This is a genomic window from Advenella kashmirensis W13003 (genome assembly GCF_000506985.1).
Classification (GTDB): domain Bacteria; phylum Pseudomonadota; class Gammaproteobacteria; order Burkholderiales; family Burkholderiaceae_B; genus Advenella; species Advenella kashmirensis_A.
Window position 1 is genome coordinate 219,073 of sequence record NZ_KI650982.1, and the last position, 21,896, is coordinate 240,968.

The following is a 21,896-nucleotide window of genomic DNA, read 5'->3' on the forward strand; positions in this document are numbered from 1 at the left end:
CTATCGGAGATATTCATGTCACGCGTCGTTATCATCGGAGCCGGCATCACCGGCATTACCACCGCCTATACGCTTGCAAAACGCGGCTATGCCGTCACGGTCATCGACAAACACCGGGATGCCGCTATGGAAACCTCGTTTGCCAATGGCGGACAGCTGTCGGCCAGCAATGCAGAGGTCTGGAACAATACCGCCACCGTGGCCAAAGGTCTGCGCTGGTTGGGCAAGCGCAACGCTCCGCTGTTATTCAACCCGGCTTTCAGCTGGCACAAATATGGGTGGATCGCCGCCTTTGTCCGGAACATTCCCAATCACCAAGCCAACACCATCGAAACCACGCGACTGGCCATCGAAGCACGCCAGTATCTTTACGATATGGCCGAGAAAGAACAGATCCAGTTCGATCTGGAAAAGCGCGGCATTCTGCACATTTACTATGACCGAGACAGCTTTGACAAGGCCGTCAAAACCAACGCACTGTTGCAGGCTGGTGGCCTGGAACGCTATGCCGTCACGCGCGAAGAAGCCAAAGCCATTGAACCGGCATTGACCCAGGATTTTTTTGCCGGTCTGTATACGCCGTCCGATGCCACCGGCGATATCCACAAATTCACCAGCGGTCTGGCGGCGGCATGCCGGCGGCTGGGCGGGCGGTTTGAAATGGATGCGTCCGTCACAGCAATTTCAACAGCAGGACAGCAACACCGGATTGCCCTGGCGCGTTACGCCCATGCCGAACCTGGTGTGATAGAAGCCGACCAGATCGTTGTGTGCGCCGGCACCGGCAGTCATGCCATTGCGCGCATGCTGGGCGACCGCATGAACGTGTATCCGGTCAAAGGCTATTCCATCAGCGTTCACCTGGATGACGCGGATAGCCTTGCCGCAACACCGCGCGTCAGCCTGCTGGATGAAGATGCCAAAATCGTCACCAGTTTTCTGGGCGATCGGTTCCGGGTTGCAGGCACAGCGGAATTCAACGGCTACAACAAAGACATTCGCGCCGACCGGGTGCAGCCGCTGGTCGACTGGACCCGGCGCCTGTTTCCTGATATTTCTACGCGACGCGTCGTGCCTTGGTGCGGCCTGCGCCCGATGATGCCCGATATGATGCCGCGGGTGTGCCGGGGTCGCAAAGCTGGTGTCTTCTATAACACCGGGCACGGACACCTGGGCTGGACTTTGTCTGCGATTACGGCGCAACGACTGGCCCGGTTGCTGGAAGAATCGTCGCAGCGCTCCACGTTGCAGAAAAGTTCATCCCAATCAGCGGTTGCCTAAAGCAGAATTTTTTCCAGAAAATCCCGGGCCCGCTCGCTCTTGGGCTGGGTGAAAAAATCCTTCTTGTCCGACTGCTCGACAATGGCGCCGGCATCCATGAAAACCACCTTGTCAGCAACCTGCCTGGCAAAGCCCATTTCGTGCGTGACACAGAGCATGGTCATGCCCTCCCTGGCCAGCTCGATCATCACATCCAGCACTTCGTTCACCATTTCAGGATCCAGTGCCGAGGTCGGTTCGTCAAAGAGCATGACTTCAGGGTCCATGCACAGGGCACGCGCAATGGCCACCCGCTGCTGCTGTCCTCCCGACAGCTGGCCTGGATGTTTTTCTGCATGTGCTTGCAACCCCACCCGTTTCAATAACGTTTGCGCCTTTTCCGTGGCCTCGGATTTGGATCGTCCCAGAACCTTTTCCTGGGCAATGGTCAGATTCTCCAGAACGGTGAGATGCGGGAAGAGCTCAAAGTGCTGAAAAACCATTCCTATCCGAGTCCGCAGCAGATTCATATCCCCGCCGTTGGCACTAATCTGATGGGTTTTAAAATAAATCTCCCCTTCCTGATAAGGCTCCAGTCCATTGATGGTTTTGATCAGCGTCGACTTTCCGGAACCCGATGGGCCGCAAAAAACGACCACCTCCCCTTTTTGAATCGAAACGCTGCAGTTTTTAAGCGCCTGAAATTTCCCATACCATTTGGATACATTCTTAAGTTCAATCATATTTCACTCTTTTTCTGCACGAGTTTTACAAGTATTGTGGCCACAGAGCAGATCACCCAATACGTCAGGCCTGCAAACAGCAGCATTTGAATCAGCGTGCCGTCCCGTTCGCCCACACTTTTTGCCCGGCTGAAGAAATCACCCAGCGCAATCACATACACCAGCGAGGTGTCCTGGAAGATCACGATGCATTGCGTCAGCGTGATCGGCAGCATTTTCCTGAACGCCTGCGGCAGAATGATCAGACGCATGGATTGGGCCCAATTCATACCCAGCGCCTTGGCCGCATTGAACTGACCGGCAGGCAGACTCTGAATGCCGGCACGAATGATTTCACAGAAAAAAGCCGCTTCAAGCAGGGAAAAGGCCACCATCGCCGAGATCAGGCGGATGTCCACGCTCGGGGAAATGTTCAGCACAGCCTTGAGCACTTGCGGCACGATCAGGAAAAACCACAGCAGCAACATGACAAGTGGAATCGAACGAAACAAAGACACATACATCTTTGCCAGCCAGTTCAGCAACGGCACGCGCACAACGCTCATCGCTGCGAGAACGACCCCGAAACCCAGCCCGGCAAGAATCGCGACGACGGTCACCTGAAGGGTCAGCCACATGCCCGTCAACAGCAGCTGGCGGGATTGGAAGATCATGTTCCAGTCAATATCAAGCATCTCAGTCTCCCAACAGGCCAGGAATATGGCTGCGGTTTTTGATGAATCCCATCAGGCGGATAATTACAAAATTGATGAGCATATAGGCCAGCGTGACGCAAACAAAAGACTCATAGGGCTGGGCCGTATAGTCAACCAGTTGACGCGCCTGGCCTGACAGCTCCAGCAGGCCGATGGTCGAGGCGACCGCCGAGTTTTTCGAGATAATCAGGAACTCGGATGTCAGTGGCGGGATGATGGCGCGATAGGTCACCGGCAGCAGCACAAAGCGATAGGTCTGAAACAGCGTGAAGCCCAATGCGAGGCCCGCGCTTTTCTGTCCGCGAGGCAGGCCTTGTATGCCGGCGCGTACTTGCTCGCAAATGCGCGATCCCGTATATACGCCCAATGAGAGAACCGATACCACAAAGAACTGCATGGATGGGTCCAGGTTTTTGATCCAGTCGCCCATGGAAACCGGCAACATTTCCGGCACCACAAAATACCAGATAAAGAACTGCACAATCAGCGGCACATTCCGAAAGATCGACACATAAGCCGTGCCCAGAAAAGCCAGCCCACGATTGGGCAAGGTACGCATGACGCCGAACACCGACCCCAGCACGAGCGCCAGCACCCAGGCGGAAGCGGTCAGCAGAATGGTATTGACCAGCCCGATGCCCAGCCAGCCCAGATAAGTTGTGTTTTCACCGGTGGCCACCTGCTCCAGCAGAAAGCCCCAGTTCCATTTGTAATCCATTGAAGACACCACTGTAAAACGCGGTCAGCCCGCGTTGTTTATTGCACGAAACACACGCCCACGCTGCTAGGAAGCAGGTTTGTCACTGGGCTGTGCAAAGAGTTTTTTCATCCCTTCGGACATCTCGAATTCCAGATTCAGATTTTTCGGTGGAATCGGACTTTCAAACCATTTGTGATAAATCTGGTTCGCCTTGCCCGATGTTTCTGTTTCTGCAATGACCTTGTCCAGCAATGACTTGATGCCCGCATCGTCCTTGCGGACCATGCATCCATAAGACTCATACGATTGCGGGGTTCCCGTAATCACATAGTCGTGCGGATTGGCAGTTTTGGCACGCTCTCCGGCCAGCAGCGCATCATCCATCATCATGGCCTTGGCCCGTCCGGTGGACAATGTCAGGAAAGACTCGCTATGGTCCTTGGCACTGATAATACGCATGCCCAGCTTCTGTTCAACATTGAGTTTTCGCAACAGCACCTCCGAGGTCGTACCCGCACCCACCACAACGGTCTGATCCTTCAGGTCTGCAAAATCACTTATTCCAGATGATTTTTTAGCCAGCAGCCGGGTGCCAACCTGGAATATGCTATTTGAAAAGGTCACCTGTTTGGCGCGCGATTCATTGTTGGTCGTTGTAGTGCATTCAAAATCGATGGTGCCATTTTGCAGCAGCGAGATACGATTCTGAGATGTGATGGGAATCATGCGCACGTTCAGATCCGGCTTGCCGGTGACCTCTTTGATTTTGTCCAGAATCAGAGTCGTAAAATCCATGGAATAACCAATAGGCTTCTGATTCGAATCGTAATAGGAAAACGGGATAGAGGCTTCCCGATAGCCGACAACGACAACGCCGTCATCCTGTATTTTCTTGAGTGTCCCCTCCAGTACCTGCGGCGTTTGCGCGACAGCCAAGGGTGCACAAACCAGGCCTGCAAGCGCAAGACCGGCCAGTGTTCTGATATGCTTTATGACGTGTGTGTTCATGGTTTTCTCCCTGTTCTGGTATGAACCTAACCTACGATATGAGATACATCAATTAAGTAAAGCTGCCTCTCGGATTCGTGCACCGAGTCTATACAAATCTGCATGCCGTCGCGACGCCAGCGCGGATGCAGGTCACAGCGATTGACTTTCTTTAACGCGGGATCGGTGTAGAAGCTGCCCAGTTTATGACAAACATTGTTGTCCATGTCAAACAGGATCAGCAGCCGCTGATTCGTGTCCGCATCGGGATAGGTATCGCTCAGCAGCCAGCGCTTGTTGACCGGAGAATAGGTCATATGGCCGTTCTCGGTCAGAATGTCCTTGCCTACGACCTGCACCTGACCGGCATCCGTATCGTGATAAAGATGATAATGAATCTGACCGTCGTGCGGACTCCAGACAATAATCCGCTGATCGTCGCACCATAACGGATGAGATATCTGATACTCGGACTTTTCGTAATCGAACGTCCCCACCGCCTCGGGGTCAAAATCATCGGCCAGCTGCGGCAACGGATGATCGGAGTCTTCCAGCAGGCGCAGATTTGAGCCGTCGGGGTCCATGGTAATGAGCCGATGCAAAAAGCAGGTTTCATCTTCTACCCGCTCGGTCCAGCGATGAAGGAAAAGCACGCGACTGGAGGATGGATTGATTTCTACATGGGAAATCCAGTGAATCGCCTTGTCCATGGATTCGACATGGTGAAACTCGCTCAGTTGCTGCAAACTGACGGCCAGCCGGTAGGCGCCGGTATCCAGGTCCAGATAGTAGATGCCGTCATCGTCGGCCAGATTCGGTATGGACGGCGGGTTGTTCTGCCAATATCCAATGGTTTCATGGGTAATAAACAGGCGGCTGTAATTGACGCCCAGTGCGTAACGGCTATTGGGCGCCACGACCGTAATCGGGACCGGCAAGCGGGTTTTCTCGCCGGTATCCACATTGCATATGGTGGATTGAAAGCCTGGGTACGGCCCGTCGGTCGATTCGCTGCGGGTATTGTAAATGCAATAATTGCCTTCCCGGCCATCCAGCCACTGCAGCTGGCAACCCATTTGCCAGTTCCAGGTTGTGGTTGAATCGACCGTCACAAACTTTTCGTTGTCAGCAAGATCGAAGTATCCCACTTCTGCGGCGAGGCCCGGCGCCAGCTGCGCGGTCATGAAAGGAACACGGTTGGCCAGCAAACGGGTGCCCACCTTGTTCCAGTTTGATTTGTTGTAGTAGCCGAAGAAATGATGCATGCCATCGTCGCCAACGCGCCGGCATGGCGACATACTCGATATGTATTTTGTGTGGTCCATAAAAAAATCTGCACTAAGTGACTGAAATTGTGTAGGGAGTCAGACTAAAACCGCAGCCGCATACATACAAATTCTTTTTTAGGTGAATACTATGCAAAATTGATATACTTCATAGGATAAGTATGTCATTCGTACGGGATTGTCCTAATGAGCAAATCACTCAATTTTCAGCAACTGGCGGCGTTTCGCGCGGTTATGCAGACGGGCACCACCACCACCGCAGCCCAAATGCTCAATACTACCCAGCCGTCGATCAGCCGGCGCCTGCAGGAATTGCAGGCATCCACACAATTGAAATTATTCGAGTTGCATGGCGGACGGTTGCGCCCGACCAGCGAAGGCAGGATGCTGCACAAAACCATTGAACGCTATTTCAGCGGTCTCGAACGCATTGAAACCGTTGTCGATTCAATGCGTAAGGCGGGCGTGGGTACGCTGCGTATCGGTTGTACCCCGACGCTGGGCATCGGACTGCTGCCACAGGTCATCTCAACATTATTGAAAAAATTCCCGAAAACCCATATCGACCTGGAAACTGCCGGTACGCCGCAATTATCCAATTTTCTGCAACAGGATCTGGTGGATATTGTGCTGACCACTGGGCGAATCGAAGATAGCGATCTGCACACCGAGGTGCTGACCAGTACCTCGGCGGTTTGCGTGCTCCCGCTGGATCACCGACTCAAACAGGCCGATCGCATCAATCTGGAAACCATCAAGAGCCAGAAAATCATCTCATTAAGCGACTCGGACGAGCTGACCCAGCAGATCAAGCACTTTCTGGACACGCATCACATTTCTCATGATTTTATTATCGAAACGCCGTCTTCAATCACAGTCTGTGCACTGGTCGCCGCCGGAACGGGAATCGGTATCGTCAACCCATATGTGGCCACCACTTTTGAGGGGCGGCTGCTCATCAAGCCCTTTCATCCACAGATTGCCACGCCAGTGCAGCTGGCCTTGCCTACGCACACTGCCCCGTCTTTGCTGACCACGCACTTCATCGATATTCTACGCGCTCATATTCAGCAGTTGAAATTCGAGTAGCGACACGGTGGCAAAAATTGCACCATAAAGGCTGAACAGAATAAAAAAAGCAGCGTCGTGTATGACGCTGCTTTTTTGCCGGACATTCAGCCCGAATCAGTTAAGTGAGATATTCGCGGTTTTGATCACCTCGGCCCACTTCTGGGTTTCACTCTGGATAAACTTGGCAAAGTCTTCAGGCGTGCCGCCAGCGGACTGGCCACCCGTGCTATCAAACGCTTTTTGCACTTCAGGCTTTTTCAGAATATTGTTGAACGCGGTGTTCAGTTTGCTGATGATGGGTTCGGGTGTGCCGGCCGGGGCAATAACGCCCTGCCAGTTATACGACTCGAAATTTTTCAGGCCGGCTTCCTGCATGGTAGGCACGTCGGGCAACAGCGGCAGGCGCTTGCTGCTGGTCACGGCCAGCGGATGCACTTTTTTCGCATCAATCGCCGGCATGGCGGCATAGCCCATTTCAAACATCATATCGATATGGCCCGCCATCAAATCACTGCCTGCCGGTGCACCGCCCTTGTAGGGCACATGCGTGAGTTTCAATCCTGCCTCAGACGCAAACAATTCGCCTGACAGGTGATGAGCACCGCCCACGCCAGACGAACCGAAAGTCAGCTTGCCCGGCTCCTTTTTCGCCTGGTCGATCAACTCCTGAAGGCTCTTGACCGGCAGTTTATTGCTGACACTCAGGATCAGGGGGCTTTCCTCGATCAGAATCACAGGCGCCAAATCTTTTTTAACATCATATTTGACATTTTTGGGCATCAGCGTCGGATTGACGGACAGCGGCGCCAGATTGCCGCTGCCGATCGTATAGCCATCAGGCTTGGCCTTGGCAATAAACTCGGTGCCGATAATGCCACCCGCGCCGGCCTTATTTTCGACCACGATGCTTGTTTTGAGTTCGTCGGCCAGTTCACGCGCCAGCAGGCGCATGCGGGTATCGGCAAATCCACCGGCGGCATAAGGAACGATAAAGGTGATAGGTTTGGACGGCCAGTTGTCCTGCGCTGCAGCCGGGGCAGACAATGCCACCATGCCGCTTGCGCCCAAGACGGCGCATAAGGTCATTTTTTTGACGAATTGCATATGATTTTCCTTGAATGAATGAACGGAATCGGGTCAGAGTTTGCAAAGGCGCCGGGCACCCTCTTCCAGGGTGGCGTCATCCTTTGCGAACGACAGGCGGATCACGCCCAGGTCGGTCTGGTCCGAATAGAAGGCGGACACCGGAATCGTGGCCACGCCAAACTCCTCGATCAGTTTGCGCACCATTTGCACATCAGACAAATAGCTGAACTGGCGAAAGCTGGCCAGCATGAAAAAGCCACCCCTGGACGGAAGAATATCAAATTTCGAATTTCTGAGTGCATGCGCCAGCAAATCCCGCTTTTCCTGATAAATGGTAGGCAAATTCAGGTAGTGGTTGGGCGTTTCCATCATGGCGGCCAGAGCGTACTGCATGGGCGTATCAGCGCTGTACATCAGGAATTGATGAATCTTGCGGATTTCAGCCGTGATAGCAGCCGGCGCGACACAGGAGCCGACCCGCCAGCCGGTCACATGAAATGTCTTGCCGAACGAGGTGACCACCACGGCCCGTTCCCGCAAGTCTTCGTAACGTGACATACTGCGATGTATATCCTGGTCGAACACCATATGTTCGTAGACTTCGTCAGACAAAATCACGATATCGGTATCGGCAACGATCTGCTGCAACGCCACGATATCGGCGTCCGACAAAATGGAACCGGTGGGATTGTGCGGCGAATTAATGATAATCATGCGGGTACGATCATTGACCGCGTCCCGGACTGCATCCCAGTCTATTGCATAGGCAGGCGCCTGCAGTTTGATGGCTACCGGTTTGGCCGATTGCAATTGCAATAACGGTGCATAACTGTCAAAGCAGGGCTCGAAATAGATTACTTCGTCGCCCGGATGAATCAACGCAGCAATCGCGCAATACAACGCTTCGCTGGCGCTGCCCATAACGGTCACTTCAGCAACTTCGTCATAGTTATGCCCATACAGCAACTGGATTTTTTCGGCGATCTTGTTGCGCAAAGGTTCGATGCCGATCATGGGAGCGTACTGGTTATGACCTTCGGACATGGCGTCGATCGCGTGATCAATCAGCTCGGGCGCGCATGGAAAATTAGGCGCGCCCTGCGAAAGATTGATGGCCTGATGACGTTCGGCAAGATCACCGATAACGCTGAAAACAGTGGTGCCCACATCGGGCAGCTTGGAACGGATCTGCATGATCGTTACCTGAAAAACAGAATGAAAAAAACCGGCCGCCAGGGCCGGTTGTGCTCGTCACACAATTGACTTATCTGGCGACCCAGTCGGCGTTGAAATATTTTTGAGTCAGTTTGCTAATCGTACCATCTTTCTTGAGAGCATCAATCGCCCCGTCAAGACGCTTTTTAAGTTCCTGGTCGCCCTTGCGTATGCCAAAACCTGTGCCAACACCCAATACAGACGGATCATTGAGGGGATCACCCGTAATTTCGTAGTCCTTGCCAGCGGGCTTTTCCAGAAAACCACTGACTGCACTTGGCGTCTTCTGCACGGCGGCCTGGATACGGCCACTTTGCAGATCCTGGTAAATCTGGTCCTGTGAGGCGTAGGAGACAATTTTAACGCCTTTGGGTGCCCAGTGCTTTTTGACGAATGCTTCCTGGGCAGATCCCTGCAACACCCCTACTACGGTGGATTTGAGACTTTCGGTATTAGACTGCAGGCCTGAGCCTTTTTTGGCGATCAGCTGGCTGGGGACATCATAAATGGGCACCGTAAAATCAATGACTTTCTGCCGGGGCTCGGTAATATTCATGGCCGAATTGATGTAGTTGAACTTGCGTGCGTTGAGCGCGGGAATCAGGCCGTCAAAGCTGGTTTCCACCCATTCGCATTTGACTTTGAGCTGTGCACAGACGGCATCATTGAGTTCAACGTCAAACCCCACCAGCTTGCCATCGGGTGTTTTGCTTTCAAAGGGCGGATAAAGGGCTTCGACCCCGACCTTCAGAACATCCTGTGCCCATGTCGTGCTGCCAATCGCTGTCACGGCAAGAATGCCCGCCGCGATGATTGTTTTGATCTTCATAGCTTGCCGCCTTCAAAAAAGAAAACCCCTGCAAAACAGAGGTTTGAAATCATAAAGTAGCGCGTCAGACCTGTTTCGGCAGGCCGGCACGCCAGATGGGTGCGGCCGCCCGAAACAGGGTCATATTGCATTTGTGTTGCGCCAGGACCTGGATGATGCCTCTGGCGCAAAAGCCTACTCTTAATTTTTGCTTTGATCAACCAGTTTGTTTTTGGCGATCCAGGGCATCATGGCGCGCAGCTTGGCGCCGACCACTTCAATTTCGGACTCGGCATTGATACGACGACGTGATGTCAGTGTCGGTGCACCAGCAGCGTTTTCGATAATGAAGCTCTTCGCGTATTCGCCGGTCTGAATGTCTTTCAGGCAGGCACGCATGGCCTGTTTGGTCTCATCTGTTACGATGCGCGGGCCGGTGACATATTCACCGTACTCGGCATTGTTGGAGATAGAGTAGTTCATGTTGGCGATGCCGCCTTCATAGATCAGGTCAACAATCAGCTTGAGTTCGTGCAGGCATTCGAAATACGCCATTTCGGGCGCGTAGCCGGCTTCCACCAGGGTTTCAAAACCAGCCTTGATCAGTTCAACGGCGCCGCCGCACAGCACGGCCTGCTCACCGAACAGATCGGTTTCGGTTTCTTCACGGAAGTTGGTTTCAATAATACCGGCACGACCGCTGCCGATGGCGCTGGCGTAAGACAGGGCCACGTCGCGTGCAGCACCGGATTTGTCCTGGTGCACAGCGATCAGTGACGGCACGCCGCCACCTTGCGAGTAGGTACCACGAACCGTGTGACCAGGCGCCTTGGGGGCAATCATGATGACGTCGATGTCATCGCGCGGTACAACCTGGCCGTAATGCACGTTAAAACCGTGGGCGAACGCCAGCGCAGCACCCGCCTTGATATTGGCGTGGATGTGCTCTTTGTAGACCTGGGCGATGTTTTCATCAGGCAACAGGATCATGACCAGGTCGGCGGTTTTGACGGCGTCAGCCACTTCGGCCACTTTCAGCCCGGCATTGGCAGCCTTGCTCCAGGACGCGCCGTTTTTGCGCAGACCAACGGTCACGTTGATGCCGGACTCATGCAGGTTCAGCGCATGGGCGTGGCCCTGGGAACCGTAACCGATAATGGCGACGTTTTTGCCTTTGATCAGGGACAGGTCACAATCTTTGTCGTAAAAAACTTTCATTTAAAGCCTCAAGAATTAGTTGAATTTGTTAGTTTGAATGTCTGCTGTACTGCTGTTGCCGCTCGCCTAGACTACCCGCAAGATGCGCTCGCCCCGTCCGATGCCGGACACGCCGGTGCGCACCGTTTCCAGGATGGAGCTGCGATCCAGCGCAGACAGAAAGGCCTGGATCTTGTCCTGCACGCCGGTCAGTTCGATCGTGTAGGATTTGTCGGTGACGTCCACAATGTGGCCCCGGAAGATATCGGCCAGGCGCTTGATTTCCTCGCGTTCTTTGCCCACCGCCCGGACCTTGACCAACATGAGTTCACGCTCGACGTGAGCACCCTCGGTCAGATCGACTACTTTAACCACATCAACCAGCCGGTTCAAGTGTTTCGTGATCTGCTCGATCACGTCTTCCGAACCGGTAGTCATAATGGTCAGGCGCGACAGGGTGGCGTCTTCGGTCGGGGCCACGGTCAGGGTTTCAATATTGTAGCCCCGTGCCGAGAACAGGCCCACCACGCGCGAGAGCGCACCGGGTTCATTTTCCAGCAGAATGGAGATAATGTGTTTCATGGTTTCCCCTTACAAGTCTTCTGAACCCAGCAACATTTCCGTCAGGCCCTTGCCTGCCTTGACCATGGGCCAGACATTTTCAGTCCGGTCCGTGATGAAGTCCAGGAAGACCAGGCGGTCTTTGTGCTTGCCGAATGCTTCCTTGATCGCCGGCTCGACATCTGCAGGCTTATCGATCTGCAGGCCGATATGGCCATAGCTTTCGACCAGTTTGACAAAATCGGGGATGGAATCCATGTAGGACTCGGAATAGCGCGACTGATAGTCAATTTCCTGCCATTGACGCACCATGCCCAGATAGCGATTGTTCAGACACAGTACTTTGGGCGTGAAATGATATTGCGTGCAGGTGGCCAGCTCCTGAATGTTCATCTGGATCGAGGCCTCGCCGGTAACCACGGCGATCTGTGCATCAGGGTGTGCCATTTGCACGCCCATGGCGTAAGGCAGGCCGACGCCCATGGTACCCAGGCCGCCCGAGTTGATCCAGCGCCGCGGATGGTTGAAGCGATAGTATTGCGCCGCCCACATCTGGTGCTGGCCCACGTCGGAGGTCACAAAGGCATTGCCCTCGGTGACCTTGCACAGGGTTTCAATCACAAATTGAGGTTTGATGAGGTCGCTGTCATGATCATATTTCAGGCAATCGCGACCGCGCCATTCATTGATTTGTTTCCACCAGTCCTGCAGGGAACGCGCCGTTTTCTGTTCGGCTTGCGCATCTGATACCAGCTGGTTCATTTCCTGCAGCACGTCCTTGACGTTGCCCACGATGGGAATATCCACCTTGACGCGCTTGGAAATGGAGGATGGATCAATATCAATATGAACTATTTTGCGCTGGGCCTGGGCAAAATGCTTGGGGTTGCCGATCACGCGATCATCGAAACGTGCACCCACAGCAATCAGCACATCGCAATTTTGCATGGACATATTGGCTTCATACGTGCCATGCATGCCCGGCATGCCCAGGTACTGCCCGGAATCGGGATTCTGCGCACCCAGCCCCATCAGTGTCGTTGTCACCGGCGCGCCGCTCAGGCGCACCAGCTCGCGTAGCTCTTCCGATGCGTCGGACAGAATGACGCCGCCGCCTGCATAAATCATGGGGCGCTCCGCAGAAGCCAGCAACTGGGCGGCCTTCTTGATCTGTCCCAGATGCCCCTTGACCACAGGCGCATAAGAGCGCATTTTGATTTCCGACTTGGGAGGCGCGTACTTGCACATTGTCATGGAGACATCCTTGGGGATATCCACCAGAACCGGGCCAGGACGGCCTGTGCGTGCAATAAAAAACGCCTTGCGCATTGTATCGGCCAGGTCTTTGACGTCGCGCACCAGGAAGTTATGCTTGACACAAGGCCGGGTAATACCGACCGTGTCGCATTCCTGAAAGGCGTCTTCGCCAATGGCCTTGGTAGGCACCTGCCCGCTGATAATCACCAGCGGAATCGAATCCATATACGCGGTGGCGATACCGGTGACCGCATTGGTCAGGCCCGGGCCGCTGGTCACCAAGCACACGCCAACCTTGTTGGACGAGCGCGAATAGGCATCGGCCGCATGCACGGCAGCCTGCTCGTGGCGCACCAGGATATGCTTGAAGTCTTTCTGTTTATAGATTGCGTCGTATATATAGAGCACCGCGCCACCCGGATAACCGAAAACGTGCTCGACGCCCTCTTCGGCCAGGCAACGCACGACGATGTCGGCGCCATTGAGTTCCATGTTATTTCCTTTCATAACCAGCATTCCCGCGTTGATTGGTCTTGCGACCTGTGGCGTCGGGCGGAGTCGTCGACATCTGCAGCGCTTTGTTCCTCACGGAGGAACGCCACCTGCAGACATGGATGAACCGGCCTTGGCCATCAATCTGGGTCTGCGCGCACACTGGGTGCGGGAGAGTTCGAAATGGAGACGTTTATTCACGCTTTTGGCACGAATAACCGCTATTGTTCGTTAAATTCAGGCGCACTGCATTTGAAGCGGATAGCTAAAAAAGAGAATGCGTAATGACCAGCGACGGATTGTCCGCAGGTATAGTCCTCAAATGTACCGCATTGCAACAACAAACGCAATCGGGAATTTTCATTATGCATAAATATATTGGCGCATGACGGTACAATAGGAATCCTTGCCGTGGCTCGTTCGCTGGCATGACCGGAAACGGTCTGGGCGGGCGTTGGGAACGCGGAGCTTTTCACTGGTTGGGTGTATGGATATACGCGCGGAAAATTTCGTCAAATTCTTCTACAGCTCCAATTTTTTCCACGGCACGCGCCAGGCCACAGGGGTCTTGTTGCCCGTATTCGTCATGGCCGGCCTGTTCAACCAGCCCATGATCGGGGTCGCACTGGCCACGGGCGCGTTGTGCCCGGCCATCATTGACCAGGTAGGCGGCACCAAGCGCTCACGACTCAATGAAATGCTAGGCGGTATTGTGCTGGGGCAACTATCGGGCCTGCTGACCGGACTGGCCAGCCCCTACCCCGCGCTGCTCTGGCTGGTTGTGTCGGCCCAGGTGTTCTTTTACTCCATGCTCTCGGTCTACGGCCGCCGCGGCGGCCTGATCGGCTTCGGTTGTCTGCTGCAGATGATGCTGTCCATGCATACGCCCCTGTCGGTTGATCAGGCCCTGATGCATACCAGCTATACCGCCATGGGTGGTATTTTCTATATTCTGTACAGTACGTCCATCAGCCATTTGTTCAAATTGCGCGAAGAACGGCAAACGCTGTCTGCAGCGCTGTATGCCACTTCCTCTTATGTCAGTACGCGTGCTGATTTCTACGATACCCATAAAAACCTGGATGACAGCTACCGGCGGCTGATCCCGCAAATGATCGCCATGACCGAGCAGCACCAGAGTGCACGCGATGTGGTGCTGCGTAATCTTCCGCGCAGTAACGATGCAGGGGACCAGCAGCGTATTTTGCTGTGGAACGTGTTTATCGATATGATCGCGCTGCTCGACACCATGGTAGCTTCGCAGACCGACTATGCCACGCTGCGGGCACGTTTCCAGGATCACGACATTCTGCTGTTCATGCGCGATACCCTGTTCAAAATCAGTCGCACGTTGAACAGAACCGCCTACAGCCTTGCCCGCAACAAACCGGTAGACTACCGCAATAGCGTCAAGGCAGAACTGCGTGCAATGGAATACGAGTTGCTGCAACTGAAGCAGGAAGGCATACAAAAGACCGAGCCGGAAACCTATCTGCTGCTGGTGCAAATTGTGCGCCGCCTGCGTAACGCCAGCCGGTTCGTGGACCGCATTGCCGATAATCTGCGCGGCTCGCGGCTGGAGCCGGTTGACAGCCTGAAGCGGGATCAATCGCTGCGCCGCTTCATTACCCCCCAGGCCATCACGCTGGACCCGTTCAAGCGTAATCTGAATTTGCAGTCGTCCATTTTCCGCTATGCACTACGCACCACATTTGTGGTAACGCTGGTGCTGCTTATTTCAACTGTGGTCAGCCTGGTCTATGGTCATTCGGAGTTGGTGCGCACCTTTACCTCGCACAGTTACTGGATCATCCTGACTGTCCTCATTATTATGCGGCCGGGGTTCGCGCTCACGCGCCAGCGCACGATCGGCCGGCTGGCCGGCACACTGGTCGGCTGCTTGGTAACGATTGCCCTTTTCAACCTGACCAGTAATCCGTTTATCCTGATCGCTATCATGATTCCGGCCATGGTACTGGGCAACGCCTTTGTTCTGACCAATTATCCGCTCAGTTCCGCGCTGATGACGGTCTACATTCTGATCGCCTTTCACTTCCTGAGCCCGGGCAATTTGCTGATTATCGGAGAACGGGCACTGGATACCCTGGCCGGCTGTGTGCTGGCCCTTGCCTGCGCCTCAATCCTGCCGTGGTGGGAAAAGCAGCGTATCATGCCACTGGCCCAGGACGCCATTGCCGCCGCGCATGATTATATCCAGGCCGTTCAGGAATATATCAATTCGGTTCATGCCGATCCCGAACACAAGGTGCCCTCTGCCGACAATGAACGCTATGTGCAGGCGCAGCTATGCCGCAAGAATATGCACTCGGCCTTCGGCGCGTTCGCCGACAGTTTCTATCGCATGATGAACGAGCCCAAATCGAAACAGATTCATATCAAGGAACTCAATACCATTCTTGTGCAGACCGATGCCGTGGCCAGTCAGATTGCCGCCATTGCGCCCGTGCTGGCCGGACTGGACAAAATTCCGCCCAATATGCAGCAGACCCTGAGCAATGTCTCTGATTTGCTGAATAAGGATGCCCAGTCAATAACGGAAGCGCCATCGCAGATTGAAACCGAAGGTCAGTACGGCAGCCTGGTGTTCCCGCTCAAGCAGATGCAGCAGGCTGCGCTGCGGATCCGTCAGCAGGCCACCAATATCGGACTGCTTTAAACGGAGATGACGAGGGGCTGATTGTGGTAGCGGCGCGCGACCTGCCGTGTGCGCCGATATCTTTACTCAAATAACTGCTCGTCAACCGTGAGCGTGCCAGGCCACAGATACAGCACGGCCGACGCCAGTTGCGCCGCGACCATAATGCCCCAGGCCGTCAGATGCGCCTGCGCCGGGTAATGGCCATTCTCTGACGTCCAGAAATCCAGCACATAACCGACGCCCACCTGCATGGAGAAGATGCTGATGAAGAAAATCATATTGAACGCCGTGGTGACGCGGCCAACCACCTTGCGCGGAAACACTTCGGCCAGAAGCGCATAGGCCAGAATGCAACTGGCGGCCAGAAAACCGTAGGCACCCCAGATCAACGCTGCCGGCATCGGCACCCGGAAGACGATCAGGACCTGCACCAGCACGAACAACAGCATGCCCAGTCCGCAAAAAGCGCGCAATCCCAAGCCGTAGCGTTCAATGCGACGCGCCAGCATGCCGGTGATGAATGTGCCGGCTACCATGGTCAGCCCCAGCATGGATACGAGGCTGTCGGCCTGGCGGGCGGTAAAGCCCGATACATCGGTCAGATAAGGCTTGACCCAAAGCGATTGCGCAGCGTAAAAAGCACCACCTACCGCACACGGAAACGGGACGACGCGCCAGAACACCGGATTTTTCAAAATGATGCGCACGCCCTGAATCTGCTTGCTGACCGACTCATGGGCGGTGTGGCGCTGTTTTGTTTCCGGCACCAGCAACCAGATGACGGTCGCAACGGCAAGCGTCACAACAGCCATGCCGACGCTGACTTCCCGCCAGGTGTTGTGAGTCAGCACAATAGCCAGCGGCGTGCCCACGACCACCCCGCCCAGGCCACCCAGCGCGACCATCAGCCCGTTCAAAAGTGGCCAGCGCGAGGAGGGAAAATTCTGCGCGATCGCCAGAAACGCCGCTCCGAGGCAAACGGAAACGCCCACGCCGATCAGAATGCGCCCGACAATCAGACCCTGCATGCTGTGCGTCATGCCATAAAGTACGGTACCGGCCGCGGCAACCAGCAATAGCACGGCGTCGGTGCGCCGCGCACCATAGCGGTCCAGCGCCAGCCCTGCAGGCAATTGCGCCAGCGCAAAGCCGATGAAGTAAAAACTGGTCAGCAGGCCAAGGTCACCGGCCGTCAGATCCATTTCGCGAGACAGAAACGGCGCAAAGCCGATATTCAAGCCCCGATAAACATAGGATAGAAAATACCCCAGCGCAAACAGAACAAAAATTCTGATCGCCGCCTGGCGGCTCATTTTTTTCTCCGGAAAACCAGTTTGTCGTCCGTAGATTCTTTTTCTGCGAATGCGTAGCCTTCAACATTGAATTTTTTCAGGGCGGCGGGCGTTTTCGCTTTGGTTTCAATGGCAAAACGCGCCATCAACCCACGGGCCCGTTTGGCGTTGAAACTGATGATTTTGTATACGCCGTTTTTGTAATCCTGGAAAACACACTGCACCACGCGGGCATTCAGCGCTTTCAGATCAACGGCCTTGAAATACTCCTCGGACGCCAGATTAATCACGATCCGCGAGGTTTCATCATCGAGTCTTTCATTCAGATAGCCGGCAATCTGATCACCCCAGAATTCATACAGATTTTTCCCAGCGGGTGTTTGCAGGCGCGTGCCCATTTCCAGGCGGTAGGGCTGCATCAGATCCAGCGGACGCAACACGCCATACAGGCCGCTCAGAATCGCGACATGCTCCTGCGCCCATTGCAATTGTGATTGGGTCAGCGTGTCGGCCTGCAGGCCCTCGTACACATCACCATTGAACGCCAGCACCGCCTGGCGGGAATTTTTCTGGTCGAATTTGGGTTTCCACTCGGCATAACGCTGCACATTCAGCTCGGACAACGCCGGACTCAGCTTCATCAGACCCGCAATATCGTCTGCGGTCTTGGTTTTCAGTACCTTGATCAGTTCAGTGGAACGCTTCACGAAGAGCGGCTGAGTATGTTCAGTCGTCGTAACGGGTGAGTCGTAATCGAGTTTTTTAGCGGGAGAAAGCAGAAAAAGCATGACGGACAACCTTGTATCGAATGAAGGTGATGAATCGTAAAAACATGGTGGCTCGCAGCGGGCACATGCATCATGCCTGATGAACCGCGGCAGCCGGCCCGCGTTTGGTCCGGCTGCCGCCATTGTGAAACGTTTTAAGCAGAAGGCGTCAGTTTTGCCACACCGCCCATGTAGGGACGCAAGGCCTGAGGAATATCGATGCTGCCGTCGGCCTGCTGGTAATTTTCGATCAGTGCAACCAGCGTGCGTCCAACCGCCAGACCTGAGCCATTGAGTGTATGCAGATACTCGGTTTTGCCCTGCTCATTGCGGAACCGGGCCTGCAAGCGGCGCGCCTGAAACGCCTCGCAATTGGAGACAGAGGAAATTTCACGCCAGGTGTTTTGCGCCGGGATCCAGACTTCGAGATCGTAGGTTTTGGCCGCAGCAAAGCCCATGTCGCCCGTACATAATTGCACCACGCGATAAGGCAATTGCAGCAATTGCAGCACTTTCTCGGCATGTCCGACCATTTGCTCCAGGGCGTCGTAGGACGTCTCGGGATGGACGATCTGCACCATTTCCACTTTGTCGAACTGGTGCTGGCGAATCATGCCGCGGGTGTCGCGACCGCCGCTGCCGGCTTCGGAACGGAAACATGGTGTATGCGCCGTTAAACGCAGCGGCAATTGGGCACCCGGTACGATCTCGTTCTTGACCGTGGCGGTCAGGGTGATTTCAGAGGTAGAAATCAGGTACAGATCTTCTTTTTCAATCGGTTTGCCATGCTGATCAGTCTGCGGCTCGTCCTCGCCCCCTTTAGTCACCCAGAACATATCGTCCTTGAACTTGGGCAACTGGCCTGTACCCAGCAGAGTGGAACTATTGACAATATAGGGGGTATAGCACTCAGTGTAGCCGTGCTCAGTCGTATGCAGGTCCAGCATGAACTGCGCCAGCGCCCGGTGCAGGCGAGCCATGCCGCCACGCATAAAGGAAAAACGTGCACCGGTCAGTTTGACTGCCGTGTCAAATTCCAGACCCAGACGCTCACCCACGGTGACGTGATCCTGGGTGTCGAAGTTTTTAGGAGCTGGCTCGCTGTGGTCTGTGACATAGCCGGCCTGGACACCCAGCCAGCGACGCACTTCTACGTTATCGTCGCTATCCTTGCCATCGGGCACCGAGCTGTGCGGCAGATTGGGAATGGTCATGAGCCAGCCGTCCAGCTCTGCCCGGATACCACCCAGTTCTTCTTCAAGTGCTTTGAGCCTGGCCGGAATGGCTTGCGATTCAGCCAGAACCGCACTGGCGTCTTCTCCCTTCGACTTGAGCTGCCCGATTTGCTTGGCCAGCGTGTTGCGCTGCGCCTGCAGGGTTTCAGTCTGAATTTGCACATCTTTGCGCCGGGCTTCGAGCTGATTGAAGCGTGCTTCGTCGAACTCGACATTGCGCCGTTTGAGCGCGGCAATGACAACGGGGAGCTCTTTTCGCAATAAAACAGGATCTAACATGATTTTTTGGTTTCGTGTGGGAGAAGGTTCGGGTAATCATTATATACAGCTATGCGCGCCCGGTGGGCGCGCAAGCCGAACCGCAGGCCTTCCAGGCCTGCCAGTCCCAAAAATACTGTCACCGAAAATTGCGATTCATGCCCACTGCGGCTGCATTCCCCTGGCAGACAAAGTATCTACATACCCGGTTTGGGCATCTCGCCCTTCTTGACGGGCACCACGTTGCTGTCGGATTTCATACTGGGATCTTGCTGCATAGGCATCGCACCGTTTTGCGTGGCCGGCTTTGCTGCACCAGACTTCATTTTCCCGTCATGCTCTTTTTTCGACATGTGTCCCGCTTCGTGCGACATCGTCATTCCGCTGCCCGCCTTATGCTCGGGTACAACATTACTGTCCGTTTTCATATTGGCGCTATGCTGCATGCCCGTGCCCGATTCCGTCGATTTCCATTTTTTGCTTTTGCTGAGTTTTTCCCAGCCCGGGGTGGGCGCCTTCGTCGTACTGCCCTGCTGCATTGGTTTCTGATCTATTTTACTGTCGGTGTTCATCTGCGTATTTGCCGCCAGGGCCGATTGCATGCCCAGCGCCAGCGTAATAACGCCAGCCATCGCAGAGATAGTCATCCTGTTCATTTGTCGCTCCTTGTTGTTGATGAAGTTATCTGCCCCATCGTGCGCGCCGCAAGATTACCCATTGCGACAGGACTCCAGGGGACGTCCGACAATCGTTGCCGTCTGTATCTAACTTACTCCTTAGACCGGTTCAATTGGCGCTTTTGCACGTTGTATTACGCGACATTCTGTAACTGTATTTGTGCTGAACGGTTAAGGAAGACGCTTTCGGCCTCTTTGACCCGCAACACGGCACCGACTATTCAGCGTTTTTTCTTCTGTCGGGCCTCTTGATCGAGCGACCGCAGATAATTGAGCTTCTCGGTAATTTTGGTTTCCAGCCCCTGTTGCACAGGGCGATACCAACGCGGTTCGCGCATCCCCTCGGGCAGGTACGTCTCGCCGGCAGCATAGGCATCGGGCTCATCGTGCGCGTAACGATATTCATGTCCGTAGCCCAATTCTTTCATAAGCTTGGTCGGTGCGTTTCTCAGATGGACCGGCACTTCCCGTGATTTATCTTGCTTGATGAACGCACGAGCCTGATTGAAAGCATTGTAGCCCGCATTGCTTTTGGCCGCGACAGACAGATAAATCACCGCTTGCGCCAGGGCCAGTTCGCCTTCCGGAGACCCCAGCCGTTCATACGTCGCCGCCGCTTCGTTGGCCATTTGCATGGCCCGCGGATCGGCCAGACCGATATCTTCCCATGCCATACGCACGATCCGGCGCGCCAGATAGACCGGATCAGCACCCCCGTCCAGCATGCGCGTGAACCAGTAAAGGGCGGCATCGGGATGGGAGCCGCGCACCGATTTGTGCAAGGCCGAGATCTGATCGTAGAAGTTGTCACCGCCCTTGTCGAAGCGCCGCAAATTGAGGGTCAATGCGTTCTGCATGAACTCCGGCGTGATCTGCGTCACCTGCGCGGCGGCCGCTGCAGTACTGGTCTGCTCCAGCAAATTCAAAAAGCGTCGCGCATCGCCATCGGCATAGCCGGTCAGGATGGCAATGGCCTTCTCGTCAAAGTCAAGATCAATGGCGCCGCTCTCTTTGGCCCGCTTCAAAAGCTCGCCCAACTCCTCTTCAGACAGCGAGGTCAGCACATATACCTGAGCCCGCGACAACAGCGCCGAATTGACTTCAAACGACGGGTTTTCGGTGGTTGCGCCGATGAACGTAAAGAGGCCGCTTTCCACATAAGGCAGGAACGCATCCTGTTGCGCTTTGTTAAAGCGATGCACTTCATCCACAAATAGAATGGTCTTGCGACCCTGCGCCTGGGCAACCTGCGCGTTGACTACCGCTTCGCGGATATCCTTAACTCCGCCCAGCACGGCCGAGATCGCAATGAACTGGGCATCAAAACCATCGGCCATCAGCCGGGCCAGTGTGGTTTTGCCCACCCCTGGCGGACCCCAGAAAATCATGGAATGAGGCCGACGCGCCTCGAACGCCACGCGCAGCGGTTTGTCAGGCCCCAACAGATGCGACTGCCCGATCACCTCGTCGATCGTGCGCGGGCGCAACCGCTCGGCCAGCGGGGCGTTGATCCCTGCTCCGGCACCATTGAACAGATCGCTATCGGAAATATCGCTCATAACACCATTTTCACCGAACCCGCAAGAAGGCGACGCCTTCTCACAGGCTCATCAACAAAAAGAAAAGGGGCCGTCATAGCGGCCCCAATAC

Annotated in this window: 19 protein-coding genes; 3 read left to right on the forward strand and 16 right to left on the reverse strand. The window is 54.8% G+C overall.

The window, feature by feature from the left end; all coding sequences use genetic code 11:
- Window positions 1-15: 15 nt before the first annotated feature.
- Complete coding sequence (locus tag W822_RS43025; protein ID WP_024007001.1) at window positions 16-1,281, forward strand: D-amino acid dehydrogenase; 1,266 nt, start codon at window positions 16-18, stop codon at window positions 1,279-1,281.
- Here the strand turns inward: W822_RS43025 and W822_RS43030 are convergent.
- From W822_RS43030 to W822_RS43050, 5 genes are all read right to left on the reverse strand, one after another.
- Window positions 1,278-2,003: an amino acid ABC transporter ATP-binding protein gene (locus tag W822_RS43030; protein ID WP_024007002.1), complete on the reverse strand. Its 726-nt coding sequence runs from the start codon at window positions 2,001-2,003 to the stop codon at window positions 1,278-1,280. The genes W822_RS43025 and W822_RS43030 overlap by 4 nt on opposite strands.
- On the reverse strand, window positions 2,000-2,677 hold the full coding sequence (locus tag W822_RS43035) for an ABC transporter permease subunit (protein WP_024007003.1): 678 nt from the start codon (window positions 2,675-2,677) through the stop codon (window positions 2,000-2,002). The genes W822_RS43030 and W822_RS43035 overlap by 4 nt, the downstream gene beginning before the upstream one ends.
- Before the next feature lies 1 nt (window position 2,678).
- A complete protein-coding gene (locus W822_RS43040) occupies window positions 2,679-3,416 on the reverse strand; it encodes an amino acid ABC transporter permease (RefSeq protein WP_024007004.1) in 738 nt (245 codons plus the stop codon).
- Window positions 3,417-3,482: 66 nt separating this feature from the next.
- Window positions 3,483-4,406: a glutamate/aspartate ABC transporter substrate-binding protein gene (locus tag W822_RS43045; protein ID WP_024007005.1), complete on the reverse strand. Its 924-nt coding sequence runs from the start codon at window positions 4,404-4,406 to the stop codon at window positions 3,483-3,485.
- A gap of 26 nt (window positions 4,407-4,432) precedes the next feature.
- A complete protein-coding gene (locus W822_RS43050) occupies window positions 4,433-5,710 on the reverse strand; it encodes a hypothetical protein (RefSeq protein ID WP_024007006.1) in 1,278 nt (425 codons plus the stop codon).
- Between the two features lie 147 nt (window positions 5,711-5,857).
- On the opposite strand from W822_RS43050, the gene W822_RS43055 reads away from it, so the two are divergent.
- The gene (locus W822_RS43055) at window positions 5,858-6,760 is read left to right on the forward strand and encodes a LysR substrate-binding domain-containing protein (protein ID WP_024007007.1); all 903 of its coding nucleotides are present in this window, start codon (window positions 5,858-5,860) and stop codon (window positions 6,758-6,760) included.
- A gap of 96 nt (window positions 6,761-6,856) precedes the next feature.
- Here W822_RS43055 and W822_RS43060 read toward each other — a convergent pair whose 3' ends face one another.
- The 6 genes from W822_RS43060 to W822_RS43085 form a co-directional block, all read right to left on the reverse strand.
- Entirely contained in the window at window positions 6,857-7,846 is a 990-nt protein-coding gene (locus W822_RS43060; protein ID WP_024007008.1) for a Bug family tripartite tricarboxylate transporter substrate binding protein, read from the reverse strand.
- Between the two features lie 33 nt (window positions 7,847-7,879).
- Complete coding sequence (locus W822_RS43065; protein WP_024007009.1) at window positions 7,880-9,022, reverse strand: methionine aminotransferase; 1,143 nt, start codon at window positions 9,020-9,022, stop codon at window positions 7,880-7,882.
- Between the two features lie 70 nt (window positions 9,023-9,092).
- A complete protein-coding gene (locus W822_RS43070) occupies window positions 9,093-9,872 on the reverse strand; it encodes a transporter substrate-binding domain-containing protein (protein WP_024007010.1) in 780 nt (259 codons plus the stop codon).
- Between the two features lie 180 nt (window positions 9,873-10,052).
- Window positions 10,053-11,069, reverse strand: coding sequence for a ketol-acid reductoisomerase (ilvC, locus tag W822_RS43075; protein WP_024007012.1), 1,017 nt, complete (start codon window positions 11,067-11,069; stop codon window positions 10,053-10,055).
- Between the two features lie 66 nt (window positions 11,070-11,135).
- Window positions 11,136-11,630, reverse strand: a complete 495-nt coding sequence (gene ilvN, locus W822_RS43080; protein ID WP_024007013.1) for an acetolactate synthase small subunit — start codon at window positions 11,628-11,630, stop codon at window positions 11,136-11,138.
- Between the two features lie 9 nt (window positions 11,631-11,639).
- Window positions 11,640-13,358: an acetolactate synthase 3 catalytic subunit gene (locus W822_RS43085; RefSeq protein ID WP_024007014.1), complete on the reverse strand. Its 1,719-nt coding sequence runs from the start codon at window positions 13,356-13,358 to the stop codon at window positions 11,640-11,642.
- Window positions 13,359-13,845: 487 nt separating this feature from the next.
- Between W822_RS43085 and W822_RS43090 the strand changes: the two genes are divergently transcribed.
- Complete coding sequence (locus tag W822_RS43090) at window positions 13,846-16,035, forward strand: FUSC family protein (RefSeq protein ID WP_024007015.1); 2,190 nt, start codon at window positions 13,846-13,848, stop codon at window positions 16,033-16,035.
- A 62-nt stretch (window positions 16,036-16,097) separates the two neighbouring features.
- Here W822_RS43090 and W822_RS43095 read toward each other — a convergent pair whose 3' ends face one another.
- The 5 genes from W822_RS43095 to W822_RS43115 all read right to left on the reverse strand — a co-directional run bounded on the left by W822_RS43095 (window position 16,098) and on the right by W822_RS43115 (window position 21,805).
- A complete protein-coding gene (locus W822_RS43095) occupies window positions 16,098-17,330 on the reverse strand; it encodes an MFS transporter (RefSeq protein WP_031243563.1) in 1,233 nt (410 codons plus the stop codon).
- Complete coding sequence (gene yaaA / locus W822_RS43100) at window positions 17,327-18,097, reverse strand: peroxide stress protein YaaA (RefSeq protein WP_024007017.1); 771 nt, start codon at window positions 18,095-18,097, stop codon at window positions 17,327-17,329. Before yaaA ends, W822_RS43095 begins: the two co-directional genes overlap by 4 nt.
- A 134-nt stretch (window positions 18,098-18,231) precedes the next feature.
- Entirely contained in the window at window positions 18,232-19,590 is a 1,359-nt protein-coding gene (gene serS, locus W822_RS43105; protein ID WP_024007018.1) for a serine--tRNA ligase, read from the reverse strand.
- A 176-nt stretch (window positions 19,591-19,766) separates the two neighbouring features.
- Window positions 19,767-20,225 carry a hypothetical protein gene (locus tag W822_RS43110; protein ID WP_024007019.1) on the reverse strand — a complete coding sequence of 153 codons (459 nt, stop codon included), beginning with the start codon at window positions 20,223-20,225 and terminating at the stop codon, window positions 19,767-19,769.
- 242 nt (window positions 20,226-20,467) lie between these two features.
- The gene (locus W822_RS43115; protein ID WP_024007020.1) at window positions 20,468-21,805 is read right to left on the reverse strand and encodes a replication-associated recombination protein A; all 1,338 of its coding nucleotides are present in this window, start codon (window positions 21,803-21,805) and stop codon (window positions 20,468-20,470) included.
- Window positions 21,806-21,896 lie beyond the last annotated feature (91 nt).

Excerpts from the sequence above, each read along its gene's own strand:
- W822_RS43055 (WP_024007007.1), top strand. The coding sequence starts at position 5,858 with ATGAGCAAATCACTCAATTTTCAGCAACTGGCGGCGTTTCGCGCGGTT.
- W822_RS43030 (WP_024007002.1), bottom strand. The coding sequence starts at position 2,003 with ATGATTGAACTTAAGAATGTATCCAAATGGTATGGGAAATTTCAGGCG.
- ilvC (WP_024007012.1), bottom strand. The coding sequence starts at position 11,069 with ATGAAAGTTTTTTACGACAAAGATTGTGACCTGTCCCTGATCAAAGGC.
- W822_RS43110 (WP_024007019.1), bottom strand. The coding sequence starts at position 20,225 with ATGAACAGGATGACTATCTCTGCGATGGCTGGCGTTATTACGCTGGCG.
- W822_RS43060 (WP_024007008.1), bottom strand. The coding sequence starts at position 7,846 with ATGCAATTCGTCAAAAAAATGACCTTATGCGCCGTCTTGGGCGCAAGC.
- W822_RS43045 (WP_024007005.1), bottom strand. The coding sequence starts at position 4,406 with ATGAACACACACGTCATAAAGCATATCAGAACACTGGCCGGTCTTGCG.
- ilvN (WP_024007013.1), bottom strand. The coding sequence starts at position 11,630 with ATGAAACACATTATCTCCATTCTGCTGGAAAATGAACCCGGTGCGCTC.
- W822_RS43050 (WP_024007006.1), bottom strand. The coding sequence starts at position 5,710 with ATGGACCACACAAAATACATATCGAGTATGTCGCCATGCCGGCGCGTT.
- W822_RS43085 (WP_024007014.1), bottom strand. The coding sequence starts at position 13,358 with ATGGAACTCAATGGCGCCGACATCGTCGTGCGTTGCCTGGCCGAAGAG.
- W822_RS43025 (WP_024007001.1), top strand. The coding sequence starts at position 16 with ATGTCACGCGTCGTTATCATCGGAGCCGGCATCACCGGCATTACCACC.
- W822_RS43115 (WP_024007020.1), bottom strand. The coding sequence starts at position 21,805 with ATGAGCGATATTTCCGATAGCGATCTGTTCAATGGTGCCGGAGCAGGG.
- W822_RS43090 (WP_024007015.1), top strand. The coding sequence starts at position 13,846 with ATGGATATACGCGCGGAAAATTTCGTCAAATTCTTCTACAGCTCCAAT.
- W822_RS43040 (WP_024007004.1), bottom strand. The coding sequence starts at position 3,416 with ATGGATTACAAATGGAACTGGGGCTTTCTGCTGGAGCAGGTGGCCACC.
- W822_RS43095 (WP_031243563.1), bottom strand. The coding sequence starts at position 17,330 with ATGAGCCGCCAGGCGGCGATCAGAATTTTTGTTCTGTTTGCGCTGGGG.
- W822_RS43035 (WP_024007003.1), bottom strand. The coding sequence starts at position 2,677 with ATGCTTGATATTGACTGGAACATGATCTTCCAATCCCGCCAGCTGCTG.
- W822_RS43065 (WP_024007009.1), bottom strand. The coding sequence starts at position 9,022 with ATGCAGATCCGTTCCAAGCTGCCCGATGTGGGCACCACTGTTTTCAGC.
- yaaA (WP_024007017.1), bottom strand. The coding sequence starts at position 18,097 with ATGCTTTTTCTGCTTTCTCCCGCTAAAAAACTCGATTACGACTCACCC.
- W822_RS43070 (WP_024007010.1), bottom strand. The coding sequence starts at position 9,872 with ATGAAGATCAAAACAATCATCGCGGCGGGCATTCTTGCCGTGACAGCG.
- serS (WP_024007018.1), bottom strand. The coding sequence starts at position 19,590 with ATGTTAGATCCTGTTTTATTGCGAAAAGAGCTCCCCGTTGTCATTGCC.